The 14,322-nt window shown below is 41.3% G+C and carries 10 protein-coding genes; 5 read left to right on the top strand and 5 right to left on the bottom strand.

What is annotated here, in order from left to right; translation table 11 throughout:
• Position 1: 1 nt before the first annotated feature.
• Positions 2 to 3,292 (bottom strand): PAS domain S-box protein, encoded by a 3,291-nt coding sequence (locus Q0R52_RS05625; protein ID WP_295792937.1) that lies wholly within the window; start codon positions 3,290 to 3,292, stop codon positions 2 to 4.
• Positions 3,293 to 3,642: 350 nt separating this feature from the next.
• Here Q0R52_RS05625 and Q0R52_RS05620 point away from each other — a divergent pair, with 350 nt between their 5' ends.
• From Q0R52_RS05620 to Q0R52_RS05605, 4 genes are all read left to right on the top strand, one after another.
• Positions 3,643 to 4,989 carry a sigma-54 dependent transcriptional regulator gene (locus Q0R52_RS05620; RefSeq protein WP_295792935.1) on the top strand — a complete coding sequence of 449 codons (1,347 nt, stop codon included), beginning with the start codon at positions 3,643 to 3,645 and terminating at the stop codon, positions 4,987 to 4,989.
• Positions 4,990 to 5,182: 193 nt separating this feature from the next.
• Entirely contained in the window at positions 5,183 to 8,653 is a 3,471-nt protein-coding gene (locus Q0R52_RS05615) for a PAS domain S-box protein (RefSeq protein WP_295792934.1), read from the top strand.
• 5 nt (positions 8,654 to 8,658) lie between these two features.
• Positions 8,659 to 9,816 carry an FIST N-terminal domain-containing protein gene (locus Q0R52_RS05610; RefSeq protein ID WP_295792931.1) on the top strand — a complete coding sequence of 386 codons (1,158 nt, stop codon included), beginning with the start codon at positions 8,659 to 8,661 and terminating at the stop codon, positions 9,814 to 9,816.
• The gene (locus Q0R52_RS05605) at positions 9,803 to 11,302 is read left to right on the top strand and encodes a response regulator (protein WP_295792929.1); all 1,500 of its coding nucleotides are present in this window, start codon (positions 9,803 to 9,805) and stop codon (positions 11,300 to 11,302) included. Before Q0R52_RS05610 ends, Q0R52_RS05605 begins: the two co-directional genes overlap by 14 nt.
• A 97-nt stretch (positions 11,303 to 11,399) precedes the next feature.
• Here the strand turns inward: Q0R52_RS05605 and Q0R52_RS05600 are convergent, their stop codons facing one another.
• The 4 genes from Q0R52_RS05600 to Q0R52_RS05585 all read right to left on the bottom strand — a co-directional run bounded on the left by Q0R52_RS05600 (position 11,400) and on the right by Q0R52_RS05585 (position 13,285).
• A complete protein-coding gene (locus Q0R52_RS05600; RefSeq protein ID WP_295792927.1) occupies positions 11,400 to 11,840 on the bottom strand; it encodes a response regulator in 441 nt (146 codons plus the stop codon).
• 356 nt (positions 11,841 to 12,196) lie between these two features.
• Positions 12,197 to 12,385, bottom strand: coding sequence for a hypothetical protein (locus tag Q0R52_RS05595; RefSeq protein ID WP_295792925.1), 189 nt, complete (start codon positions 12,383 to 12,385; stop codon positions 12,197 to 12,199).
• Between the two features lie 61 nt (positions 12,386 to 12,446).
• Complete coding sequence (locus Q0R52_RS05590; protein ID WP_295792923.1) at positions 12,447 to 12,788, bottom strand: hypothetical protein; 342 nt, start codon at positions 12,786 to 12,788, stop codon at positions 12,447 to 12,449.
• A 155-nt stretch (positions 12,789 to 12,943) separates the two neighbouring features.
• The gene (locus tag Q0R52_RS05585; protein ID WP_295792922.1) at positions 12,944 to 13,285 is read right to left on the bottom strand and encodes a nuclear transport factor 2 family protein; all 342 of its coding nucleotides are present in this window, start codon (positions 13,283 to 13,285) and stop codon (positions 12,944 to 12,946) included.
• Positions 13,286 to 13,351: 66 nt separating this feature from the next.
• Here Q0R52_RS05585 and Q0R52_RS05580 point away from each other — a divergent pair, with 66 nt between their 5' ends.
• Positions 13,352 to 14,245, top strand: a complete 894-nt coding sequence (locus Q0R52_RS05580; protein WP_295792919.1) for a GH25 family lysozyme — start codon at positions 13,352 to 13,354, stop codon at positions 14,243 to 14,245.
• The last annotated feature ends 77 nt before the right edge of the window (positions 14,246 to 14,322 follow it).

The following is a 14,322-nucleotide window of genomic DNA, read 5'->3' as shown; positions in this document are numbered from 1 at the left end:
TTTATTTCAGGTTCAGCGTTAGTAATTTTTTGATTTTTCGGCGCAGCCAGCTTCGTTCTTTCGGTATTTCGCCTATCAGGCCATCAAGGTTTGCTTCGTCGGTACTTACAAGCCAGGTAAAAAATGGACTACCGGTTACCGTGGCTTTTAATTTTACCAATAGTTCCTTATCAAGCGGCGACCATGTTTCGTTGGCCTTAAAAGCAAGTATGGTAACATCAGCCGCTTTTGCAATACCTGTCGGTATACTGTTTTGAGATAAGTCGGGCGATATATAGATAGTAAGTTTATGGGCCTGCGCGTTTTCACCAGCAAGCTGGTATACATTTTTATAGTTTAACTGTACAAGGGATGGTGTGTAAACGGTAAACGACTCATGCGGCAAAGCAGCTGCGAACACTTCGGCGTAATTTGCAGGCACAACCCAGTAGGTATCGTCATATAGCGATGATAAAAGCTTATGCAGGCGTTTTATGTCCGTTTCGTGAAAGACACTGCCTTTGGTTGTGATAATGGAAATTTGGGCATTCCCCTTATCCTGGAAACTGCCATATACCCTTATACATTTATGACCCTTTATTTCGGCTTCTCCTATCGATCTTATCCACTTTTCATTCCCTCTGGCAGTAACAATTTGTAATTCCACGTCCCACGACATTCCCCTATCAATAGCATCTTTAACTTTTTTGGTTATATAGTCGCGGCTATCTCCTTCCTTATAAAAACTTAAACCACTTTCCAAATCAGGTTTAAAGTCTTCGTCAACCTCATGAATTTCTTTGGTAATATCAGACCAATACATCGTCCCTTTCGTCAAATCAATTTCCCAACCACCAATGCGCGCCAGGCTATTTGCTTTTTTAAGCAGGTCTTCCAGTTCTTTTTTGTCTGTAATGTCTTTAGCAACGCAATAAATCAACCCTTCGGGCGAGGCTGCAGAGGTAGTCCACGCCAGCCATTTTATTTTGCCTGCCCTTGTTAGATACCGGTTTTCAAAATAAACTGCTGCTTCGCCTTCAATAATTTCCTGGAGCTGGCCGGTTGACACTGGCCGGTCATCCGGGTGAATAAACTCCATCAGCGGCCGGTTTAACAATTCAAGCTCGGTGTAATCAAGCAGTTTTAACATTGCCGGGTTAACCTTTTTCCAATACCCGTCGACCCCGGCCGTGGCAATAACATCGGGCGCGGAATTAAATAACTGGTTTAGTTCTTCCTCCAGCTGCTTACGCTTAATTTCTGTGCCAAAATTCTTATTAAACTTTTCAAACAATGCAGTAAAAACGCTTTGCTGTTTTTCTAACCTGTCCAGCCCAAATACAAGTATGCCGATAATCTCATTTTTAAAATGAAGGGGAATTCCGTAAGCGCTTTTTAAGCCGGCTTTTTGGGCGGCCTTTTTACGGATTAAATTGTCGCTCTCATTAAGATTCGGTATAAATTGAATGCGTCCGGTTTCCCAAACTATTCCTGGTAATCCTTCTCCTTTTACAAGACTTTTTGCACCTTCAGTTTCTTTATAAAACAAACGCATAGCAGGCGTGGGGGCATATTTAACTACCAGGTGGCCTTTTTTCAAGTCCGGCGAAATTAGCCATGCTTCAGCCATGCTAAAGTTTCCATAGTCAGCCAGCTTATTTAAAGCCTTGTATAAAATCTCATTTAATCCCAGGGGCTCGTTAAAAATGGCGCTTATCTCAGCAAGCAACAGCGCCTGCTGCTCTTCAATTTTACGTTCGGTTATGTCTCGTATAAATATTGAGATGCCGTTTTCGGCAGGGTATATCCTGTTTTCCTGCCATGAATTTAGTGGCGGATAATAGTCCTCATTGCTTAAACTTATTTTTTCGTTATACGCTCTTTGAACAATTTTATAAAAATCAGAGTCAACTAAGTCTGGGAAAACATCCCAGATATGTTTGCCTATTAACGATTTGGGAGGGATGCCCAAAAGTATCCCTACTTGCTTGTTTGCGTAGGTATAACACAGGTTTTCGTCAAGCGCAATAAAACCGTCCAAGATGTTCTCAAGCAAATTTTCAATCTGCCCGGTTTTTTTCTTTACTTCCTGTTCCGCCAGTTTGCGTTCCGTAATATCAGATCGGATTGCCAAATACTGATATGGTTTGCCCTTATCATTAATAAACGGAACTATAGTTGTATCCACCCAATAAAAGGTGCCGTCTTTAGCTTTATTTTTAAGTTCCCCTTTCCATATTTTACCCCCAGCTATGGTAGTCCACAGCTGTTTTATAAAGGCTTTATCATGGTACGATGAATTAATAATACGGTGGTCTTGCCCTATTAGTTCTTCTTTACTGTACTTTGATATTTTGCAAAAATTATCATTAACGTGCTGTATGGTGCCTTTTTGATCGGTGATCGCTACAATTGCTGATTCATCAAGCGCATACTTATAGGCCGACAGCTCGTTTACCGTTTGCTCGAGTAAGCTATCCGCATTTTTTTTTGCGGTAACATCAATAAAATTGCACACAATGGCGTTAACATTGGGTTCATTTAAAAAATTGGTATAAACGCAATCAAGCCAAATATAGTGGCCGTCAAAATGTTTTGAACGCAATGTGCATTGTACAGGCAAGCCGGGTAACTCAAAAACGCGGTCAAGCACTCGTACCAGCACCTTTTTATCGTCGGGGTGGATCAACTCATCAATGCCCCGGTTTTTTACGTACTCATTGCTCCATCGGCCGATTTTTTCGGCCGATAGGCTCCGATAAACAACCTTCAGGGCGCCATCAAGCAATGTTATACCGCTGTAGCTATTCTCAATCAGCTTACGGAAACTCAGGTTGCTTTCGGCCGGGTTATGGGTTATTTTAGAAGAGTTATCAGCTAATCCGTTGTTGCTTACCTCGTAAATTATCTTGGTGTATCCCAATAACTCATGGCTTTCATCATACAAAGCCATGTAATGGATATTGGCCAGGAATTTAGTGCCATCTTTTTTTACCCGCGAACCTCTTACCTGGTAATTCTTGCTAATAAGGGCTTCCTGCAGATTCATTCCCGGTCCATCTGTTGCAAGTGTTTCTGGCGAATAGAAAATAGCTATCGGTTTCCCAATTACTTCGGCTTCTTTGTACTGGAGGATTAATTCAGCTCCTTTATTTAAACTTATAATTAAGCCTTTCGGGTCGGTTAAAATTACGGCATAATCGACAATGCTGTTAACCATCGCGCGGCAAAGCTTCTCGTCGGCCATACGCCGTTCATCCTGTATTTCGCTGGGTAAGAATTTTGTTGGCTGAAGGTTAGGTTTTTCTGGCATAATTAGCAATAGGGCAACCGCTGAAAACACCCGGATTGCTAATGAAACAATACTATGTTAGAACTAATAATATCGTTTTTTATAACTATAGGGTTTGGCGGGCAGACCGATTATATAAATGTTACAAAAAAAAATAACATCTGCAACCCGTGTTTTAACGGTATTTTTTCGAAAAATACATTTTTGTTTAATTGTTAAATTTGAGTTAACTGCATGTGATATAGTTGCTTATATGTTTTCTTGCATATAGTTGCTGCATTGTTAGTATTTAGTAGCTTTATATAAGTAACTTTTAACCGTTATTTCCGTATCCAAATTTGCGGGCTCATCCTCTAAAACCTGTCATTATTATGAGTGCTTATAATATTTTTATTGTTGAAGATGATAAATGGTATGGCGAAATACTGCGGTATCATATTAGTTTAAACCCGGATTATAAAGTATCCCTTTTCGCGACCGGCAAAGAACTGCTGGATAAGTTATATCTGCAGCCCGATTTAATAACACTCGATTTTTCGCTGCCGGATATGCTAGGCGATAAATTATACCAAAAAGTACGCGAAGTAAACTCAACAGTGCCTGTTATTATGATAAGCTCGCAGGAGAATATTGCAGTTGCTGTTAGCCTGTTAAAAATGGGAGTGAGTGATTACCTGGTAAAAGACGATTCGACCAAGGATTTACTCTGGAACAGCATTATCAGGATCCGCGAAACACAATCGCTGAAAAAAGAAGTCGAAGAACTACGCGAGGAATTGGGTCAAAGGTTTTCGTTCGAGAAAACGATGATAGGTCAAAGCGATGCATTGAAAAGGATTTTTGCAATGATGGAAAAAGCATCCAAAACAAACATCAATGTGTCGATAACCGGTGAAACTGGTACGGGTAAAGAAGTTGTTGCCAAAGGCATACATTATAACAGCGACCGGAAAAAGAAAGCTTTTGTTCCAGTCAATATGGCCGCCATTCCCCGCGAGCTTATTGAAAGCGAATTGTTTGGTTATGAAAAGGGCGCTTTCACAGGCGCCGTAGCACGTAAAATTGGCAAGTTTGAAGAAGCAAACGGCGGCACCATTTTTTTAGACGAAATTGCCGAGCTTGACCTAGCGGTTCAAAGCAAAATATTGCGGGTGCTGCAGGAACGGGAAGTAGTACGCGTTGGCGGCAACGAGCGGATTAACCTCGACATCAGGGTTATTGTGGCCACGCATAAAAACCTTGCCGAAGAAGTTAAAAAAGGCACCTTCAGAGAGGATCTTTACTATCGTATAATTGGCCTGCCAATTGATTTGCCCCCATTGCGCGACCGTGGAAACGACGTGCTTATACTTGCCAAGTATTTTGCAGATGATTTTTCAAAGCAAAATAGAATGGGCGCAATAACCATTTTAGCCGATGCAAAAAATAAACTTTTGCAATACGCCTTTCCTGGTAACATCAGAGAGCTAAAAGCCATAATTGACCTGGCCGCGGTAATGTGCGATAACAATGAAATAAAAGCAGGCGATATCACCTTTAGCTCCACCCGCAAAGGCGGTACATTTGTAATGGAAGGCAAAACTTTGCGCGAACAAAACTGCGAAATAATTAAGCAATACCTACAAAAACACAATAACGATGTAATTGCAACCGCCCGGGCGCTTGACATTGGCAAAAGCACTATTTATAAAATGATGCAAAGCGGTGAATTAAAATAATATCACGATCCTGAATTTGGACTTTTTTCCATAAAATGGAATGATTTTTTATTGGGGTCCATCCAACTATCTAATAATCAGTGAATTTTAATTGTCAGTTACATTGGTACGATTATTAGTTATGTAACCACGCAACCCGGTGTACTAAACATAATCGTGACCGGGCGCTGGTTTATTTATCGCTAAATAGTTTATGTCTACAAAAAATTTGTTGCTTGATGTTGTCCAGGGTGATGATAACCAGGATTTGCTTCAACTTTCGTTAGTTGCAAGCGCAAACGACAACGGCGTAGTATTTAACAACGCCGATGGAACAATATTTTGGGTTAATGATAGCTTTTGCAAACAAATAGGCTACAACAGGGACGAAATAATCGGGCGGTCGCCCCTTGATTTCTGCAAAGGGCCGTTAACAAATGAATCAGTTTTACAAAGTATTGCAAAGTCAATTGGCACAAAAACATCATTTACAGAAGAACTGATACACTATCGCAAAGATGGCTCGTGGTTTTGGGGGCGGGTAAACGGCAAATTATTTAAAAACAGCGAAAGCAGCGAACCGAAATGTTTTGCCATAGTTGAGGATATCACCCTTGAAAAGCAAAAGGAAGAAAAGCTGGAAGTGCTTTCGAAAATTGCAGAAGATAACCTTAACCCTGTAATCTTAACCGATAACAATGGTGTAATAACCTGGGTTAACAAAAGTTTTAACAAGGTCACTGGCTACACATTAGCTGACGCAGTTGGTAAAAAGCCTGGTCATTTATTACAAGGCCCAGATACCGACGCCCAAACTATAGCGTACTTAAAAGGTCAAATAAAAAAAGGATTGCCGTTTAACGTCGAAATTTTGAACTATTCAAAATCAGGCAGTTCGTACTGGCTGCGGATCCAGGGGCAGCCCATTCATAATTCAAACGGGGAACTAATCGGCTTTTTCGCGGTCGAAGAAAATATCACAAGCGAGAAAAATGCATCAGAACTGATAAAAGAATCGGAGGCAAGGTTCAGGCTCGCGCTCGAAAAAATTGGGGATAATGTTTGGGAACATAACTTGCAAACCGGCAAAACTATTTTTTCGAAAACGGATGATAAAAAGGGGTATACTACACACCACATTGGTGACAGCCAGATGTTTTGGTGGGACGTAGTGAACCGCGAAGATTTAAAGATGCTCAAGGAAACCTATTTAAAATATAAAGACGGCGTAATTGATTCACACAGCGTTGAATACCGCGTTATCAATAACGATGGTACCATAAAATGGGTGCTGGACAGGGGTGCAGTAATTGAACATGATTTAAACGGTGTGCCGCTAAGACTAACCGGTACACACACTGATATAACACAGATAAAGCAAACCGAAACCGAGTTGGAGCAGCGGGCAAAACAATTTAAATCGCTCTCTGAAAATATTCCCGGCGTTATTTATGAGTATGAGTTCAGGCCCGACGGAAGTGAAGGGTTAAAGTATATAAGCCCTGCTATCGAGAGGATATTTGGAATAAAGCCCGAGGATTTTAAGGATTACCTGAAATATGTAGAAGCCGAAGACAAGGAACGGATTATCAAAAAAAATGCACACAGCCGCGACACGCTCGAACCATTTTACGACGAATCGTTGTTAAACATACCCGGGATGGGAGCAAAATGGCAGGCTGTTCATTCGTCCTTTTCATATATTTCGCAAACAGGTGCCAAGGTGTTCACCGGCTTTATGCAAGACATAACTGAACGAAAAAACATTGAAGAAACCTTACGCATCAACGAAGCCAAGTACCGCAACATAATAGCCAATATGAACCTGGGCCTGGTAGAGGTTGATAATTATGAAACAATAACTTTTGCCAATAATACTTTTTGTGAAATGAGCGGGTACAGGTTAGATGAATTGTTGGGTAAAAACGCCAGTGTTTTACTTGCGAAAGGCGACGAAGCGGATATATTTAAGGAAAAACGTGAACTGCGCAAAGATGGCGTTGCCGATGCCTACCAGGTAAAGCTGTTAAATAAGCAAGGCGAGGAAAAATGGTGGCTGATAAGCGGCGCCCCGCGCTATAATGACAAGGGTGAACTGGCTGGTTCTATCGGTATCCACTTGGATATAACCGACCAAAAAAAGCAAGAAGTGGAGTTGATTGAGGCCCGGGAAAACGCCGAGAATTTGGCGCATACGCAGGAAGTTTTCCTGGCTAATATGAGCCACGAAATTCGGACGCCTATGAATGCCATAATGGGGATGAGCAACCAGCTTTCAAAAACCACCCTGGTGCCCGACCAGCGCTTTTTTCTTGATGTTATACACTCTGCATCAGAAAACTTGCTGGTAATTATCAATGACATTCTCGACCTTTCGAAAATTGAGGCAGGTAAGCTTAATATCGAAAGTATTGGTTTTGAGCCCCAAAAATCGGCCGAGCGGGTACTACAGGTTTTGGCCCACAAGGCCGAGGAGAAAGGTCTTGTACTTCACAATTCATACTTCGACCCCAATATTTCGCCTGTTTTAATTGGCGACCCATACCGCTTGAACCAGGTACTGCTGAACCTAATCGGCAACGCTATTAAGTTTACGGAGCACGGCTCGATCGATTTAACGTTCAAACTGCTAAATGACAGCTATACATCGCAGACTATTAGGGTGGAAGTTACGGATACGGGCGTTGGCATGGACGACTCCTATTTAACCCATTTGTTTGATAAGTTTAGCCAGGAGTCGCGGTCAGTTAGCCGCAGGTATGGCGGCACTGGTTTGGGGATGAGCATTTGCAAGGATTTAGTTGAGTTAATGGACGGCGAGATTTATGCCGAAAGCAAGAAAAACGAGGGCACTAAAATAACCTTTATAATAAAACTGAAAAAGGGCAGCCCAGATGACCTGGCCGAAAAGACGGACACACACTTTGAGCCAGATTTTTTAAAAAATAAAAAAATATTGGTTACCGACGATAACGAATTGAACCGCCTGGTTGCCTCAATAATACTGCAAAATTATGGCGCCGACGTTACCGAGTCGGTAAACGGTGCAAACACGGTTGAACTTGTAAAAAGTCACAGTTTTGACGTGATTTTAATGGATATCCAAATGCCCGGGCTAAACGGGTTTGATGCCACAAGAATTATACGTAAAAGCGGCTACAACAGCCCGATTATAGCCCTTACAGCTGAAGCCATTAAAGGCGAACGCGAAAAATGTTTGGCAGCAGGCATGGATGACTATATTACCAAACCGATTAACGAAGAAGAGTTTTTAAAAATGATGGATAAATGGAATAAGCGTCCACATTTTTCACCCAATTTAACACCCGGCACTATGAGCGAACAACAACTGTATGATTTATCGTCCCTGAAATCAATAAGCAGGGGAAACGAGGTATTTATGCAAAAAATGGTTAACATATTTTGCGAACAAACACCCCTAATGCTGCGGGATATAGAGGCCGCAAATCTTATCCACGATTTGGATAGAATAAGAAAGATAGCCCACCAAATGAAGCCAAGTATCGATAATTTAAACATCGTATCAATAAAACAACTGGTGCGTGATATAGAAAACGGCAGTGTTGATGATTTGGATAGTACTATTTGGGCCGGTAAGCTCGAAACGCTGAAGCGGACATTGTTAAACGTAATTACCAATTTAAAAGCCGAATACCCGGGATAAATATTATGAAAGTAGCACAAAAATTATACTGCGGTGGGGTATTTACCTACCAGGCAGGCGACGAAATAACAGGGAACGGCAATTTACTTGTTTTAGGGTTTGGTGGTAAAGATGTTTTGGTTGAACAGGATATTTATGCCGCACTGCGACACAGTTACCCAACAGCTAACATTGTTTTATGCTCAACCTCGGGTGAAATTTATGATGATACGGTTCTGGATGACACTGTTACCATCGTTATAGCAGAGTTTGAAGACACTATAGTTAAAACGATCAGTTTAAATATTAGCGATCTTCCCGACAGCTTTGAGGCCGGGAAAGCCCTTTTTAACGGGCTTAACAGTGATGGATTGAGCTACGTAATGGTAATATCAGACGGTGGCCTGGTAAACGGCAGCGAATTGGTTAGGGGAATTGAGTATGTAAATACTGATAACATTCCTGTAACCGGCGGCCTTGCCGGTGATGGCGACAAATTTAATTATACAGTTGTGGGCTGTAATCAACAGCCGCAAAAAGGTAACATAGCAGCCGTTGGATTTTATGGCAGCAGCCTGAAAGTCGGGCACGCATCGTTGGGTGGCTGGGAAATATTCGGCCCCGAAAAAGTAGTTACTCGTTCGGTCTCAAACCGGCTTTACGAAATTGATGGTAAAAGCGCCCTCGACCTTTATAAGCAGTACCTTGGCAAATATGCCGACGAACTACCAGGTTCGGCCCTTCTGTTCCCGCTGTATGTACGGCCCGCAGGCACCGAAAACTCGGTAGTGCGCACAATATTATCCATCGACAATAACGAACAAAGCATGGTTTTTGCCGGGGATATCCCGGAAGGATCATATGTGCGGTTTATGAAGGCTAACTTCGACAAGCTAATTGATGCAGCAACACAGGCTGCAACAACTGCGCTCACGCAGTTTCCGGCTAAGCCAAAACTCGCTTTGCTGATAAGCTGCGTTGGCCGTAAACTGATTCTTGGCAAGCGTATTGATGAGGAAATTGAAGCAGTAAAGGAAATATTTGGTGAAGGTACCCTGTTATCGGGATTTTACTCATACGGCGAAATATCGCCGTTAAATACAAATGCGAAGTGCGAACTGCATAATCAAACCATGACAATTACTACCTTTAGCGAAGAACTTAATTACAATGCCAAACCATAAATTATTAGAAAGACAACTTAAAAAATACTCGACTCCCGAATTACTTGCCAACAAACATTTTATCCGTTTTATTGAAGCGGTAAATGATTCGTATGCAGCTTATGACAGGGATAAGGAGTTGTCTGACCATGCATTTATGGTAAGCCAAGAAGAATTTGGGGAAATTAACCAAAAACTGAAGGACGAGGTTGATGTAAGAAAACTATCAATTACAAAACTTAAAGAAACATTTAACAATATAAAGGCCGATAGCAGCAGTGACGTTATCAGCAGCGATAATGACCTGCTTGAAATTGTTGACCTGCTGAACGAAGAAATTAACAGGCGCAAACAAGTTGAATCACAATTGCTGATTGCAATAGACGATGCCGAAAAAGCCAGCCTGGCTAAATCGGAATTCCTATCGATAATAAGCCACGAAATACGGACCCCTTTAAACGCAGTAATAGGAATGGGGCACCTTTTGCTTAAAAATAACCCCCGCGCCGACCAGGTTGATAACCTGTCGACCTTAAAAACAGCATCAGACAACCTGTTGGTATTGATTAACGATATACTTGATTTTAATAAAATAGAAGCGGGTAAGCTCGATTTGGAATATTCGCCTTTCAGCATAAAAAAGCTGACTAAGGATATCGTGTCAGCCAACATCAATAGTGCCAATGAGCGTGAAAACAGGATTTCATTAAACCTTGACGAAAGGCTGCCTGATTATTTTATGGGCGATGCCCTGAGGCTTGGGCAGGTATTAAACAACCTGGTATCAAACGCAGTTAAGTTTACCCATCGCGGCTTTATTTCGGTTCGTATTGATTTGCAGAAATTAAAGTCAGGTTCGGCAGTGCTTCATTTTTCGGTTCATGACACGGGAGTGGGTATTGCAAGGGAAAACCTGCAGAATATTTTCGTGCCTTTTATGCAGGCTTCAACATCTATCACCAGGCAGTATGGCGGCACAGGGCTGGGCCTTGCCATAAGCCGCCGCATACTGGGGCTGTTTAAAAGCGATATAGTAGTTGAGTCGGAGCTAGATAAAGGTTCGAAATTTCATTTTACGCTGGAACTTAATACTGTTGATGCTGAAAAGGTAGATCAACTTGAAAATGACATTGCAGGTTTCAGCTTAAAAAACAAAAGATTGCTGCTTGTTGAAGATACTTTGTTTAATGTTCTATATGCCACCCAGTTACTTGAAGGTTGGAACGCTATTGTTGACGTAGCCGATAATGGCGAAATAGCTGTTCAAATGATGCAACAGCAAAGCTATGATTTGGTATTGATGGACCTGCAAATGCCGGTTATGGACGGTTATACTGCAACTACAAGGATCAGGGAGTTTAACCAGGATACGCCTATTGTGGCAATAACAGCGTCGGCAACCAGTAACGTGCGCGATAGGGTAATTGAGTGTGGGATGCAGGACTATGTGGTAAAGCCTTTTAATCCTGACGATTTGATCATAAAAATTAAAAAGTACCTCTACTAGCTTTTTGGGAGACGATACAAAAATATATCCACTTGCGAGTTATTGGCTAATACGCTAATTGTTGCATAATGCGTAAGCCCTCGCCGGCCAGGACAGTCTATTTGGTTGATTGTAGCAACCTTTCAATATACTCGGCTTCAATCACGTTTCTTTTCAGGCTCATGGTGCTTTTAATTGTATTTAATACTTTGGTTATATTGGTAAGGTCGTATATTCCTTTAACAATGTAATCGGTTGCACCCAGTTTTAATGCTTTTACAGCCGTAAGCAGGTTTGCCTGCCCCGAAAGGAAGATCACGAAAATATCCGGATTGGAAACCCTTATTTTTTTTAATACCTCAAGGCCGGTCAAAAAATCCATGCCGTGATCAAGAAAGATAACATCGGGTTTAAAGCTTAAGTTATTTAAACAATCAGGACCGTTGCTAAAGCCCACAACATCGTAATACCCAAGGCTGTTAAGATGTTGTTTATATATGTTCATGCAAAAAGCATCATCATCCACTAAAAATATCCGCATGTTATTGTTGGTCTCCATTGTCAATTTATTATACACTTGGCAATGCCAATGTAGTGCCAGTGATTTAGTTTGCTGATAATTAGTGAATTAGCTTTTTTGTTTTTTGTAATTTTCCAGCAAGAGGACTTTCGTTTCCATTTTATAGAATGCAGGGCCATAGCATGGCAAATGTTGGTTTTTTTTGACGGAGTTTTCAGCCTCTGTGCGAAGACTTTATTTGGCAGCGGCAAAACAACAAAAGTTATAATGAACTCCGGTTCGGCGGATGAACAAAAACGTGCAGGAAATTAACGGCTTGTTGTCAATGGTAACAGCGTGGTGGTAAAACAAAAGGCCCCCTGCCAAGGGCAAGAGGCCGGTAAACTAATGATAAATTAGTTGCTCATCGGGCATTTTTCCGCGCAGCTTTCCTGCGAACATTTCGAATCCTTTGCACACTTTTCTTTATTGCAAACTTTACAGGTTTCGTGTTTTGCTTTTTTAGCTTTAACAGGAACTTCGGTAGCCATAACGGTAGCAGTTGCGAATAATATCGCAACAACGCTTAAGCATATTTTTTTCATTTTGATTTTAAATTTGAATGTTAACTAATAAATACAACGGTTTAGGTTGTCCGGGTATTAATTAACAGGCTTTTGGCGGTTTCCAGTTGGTGCCATGGTAGGCAGATATATCACCAATTTTATTCAGGGAAACTGGTTTCTCAACAAAACGCGGGGCGTTCAATTTAATGTTCAGTGGCTCAACAACTGTAAAACCGATAAGTCCGCAGGTAAATATCATGGTGCAGCCTTGTTTGCTGCAGCCATTTTCTCGGTCCTTCATCTTTTTAGCACACGTCATTTTACCGCTCATATCGGGGCAACACATGTGTTTGGCCACAGATTGCGCAGGCTTGCTTATCTCCAGAAATGATGAAGATAGAAACAATACACAAACAGATAGTAAAACAGCTAAAAAACGCATTAAAGTAAAATTATAGTTTTAAAACATATCAACCAAGCTATTAACCAAATTTAACATTAGCAAGCTTTTTAATACACGAGCTGCGGGATTTGAAGGGGAGGCGATTAAATGCTGGTTTGTAACGTGCGCTTAAAAAATCAACTACGATGACGGAATTACTTTTTCTCTTCCTTCTCAAACAATGGCCTTGGATCGAAAATTACTTTTATCGAATCAATTTTGCCGTGGGATAAATGGTACCAACCGCTGCAAAACAAAGTTTTACCACCCATATTAATGTCGTAAAAAACAGATACGTCATTATCGTCTTCAAATACTTTTTTGATGTCGTATTTGAATTTCATTTTCTCCATATCGGCTATGTATACATCACCACCGTCGCGGGTGCCCATAACGCCTATAAATTTTACATTGTCGGCAAGATAATTCCTTGCGGCTTTAAAGTCCTCGTTATTTAGGGCTTGTAAAAAGCTTTGCACCGTTTTTGCTGCTTCCATTTTATAAATATTGGTTACTGAATTTTAACCCACAAATAACAAAAAGGTTCTTGTATTTTTGCCATTGTGACAACCGGAAACAAAAAGGGCACCCCTGCAAAAAAAACTCCTGCGGCCAAAAAACCTGCGCCCAAAAGAAAGTATCAGCCTAAAAAGAAAAAAAGCAGCGCTTTTACCACAAAATGGAAAGTTGCACTTGCCGGTTTTTTATTGATCCTACTTTCGCCTTTTTACTACGGCTATGTTATCAAAACCTTCACCTCAACCTGGCGGTGGATACGCGATATTGGCCACGACCCGCATTACCGCACCTACAAAAGTTTCAACATACGTATCCCCGATAAATATACAATTCATGGTATCGACGTTTCATCCTACCAGGGTAAAATTGACTGGCACAGGGTAAAGGCCATGCGTGAAGATGAGGTACACATCACTTTTGCCTTTATAAAAGCTACCGAGGGTGTAGTGCTGGTCGACCCGTATTTCCAGCGCAACTGGCGCGAAGCGCCAAAGGCTGGTATTATCTGCGGTGCCTATCACTATTTCAGGCCAAAGGCAAGCGGGAAGTGGCAGGCGGTGTTTTTCCTGCAAAATGTAAAAACCGAAAAAGGCGATTTACCAATGGCGGTAGATGTTGAGGAACTGAACGGAGTTGCCCCGGCGAAAATGCGCGAAGAGCTGAAGTCATTTTTAAAGCAAATTGAGGCAAAAACCAAAATAAAGCCGGTAATATATTCCGGCGTGAAATTTTACCAGGATAATCTGGAGGGGTATTTTGACGATTACACCTTATGGATAGCCCACTACTATCAACCTAAATTAGATGTAGCAAAAACAACAATATGGGCTTTTTGGCAGCATAGCGACAAGGCAAAAGTAAACGGCATTAACCACATAACCGATTTTGATGCCTTTAATGGCGATAGCGTGGCCTTTACGAAACTGCTTGTTAAATAAATTAACTGCCTGTAAATAAGTTAACTGCAATTTTATTGCATTGCCCATACAATAAGAAGTGTTAATTTATGTTAATG

Source organism: Mucilaginibacter sp. (assembly GCF_025359345.1).
Taxonomy (GTDB): Bacteria; Bacteroidota; Bacteroidia; order Sphingobacteriales; family Sphingobacteriaceae; genus Mucilaginibacter.
This window is presented reverse-complemented; position numbering and strand designations above follow the sequence as displayed.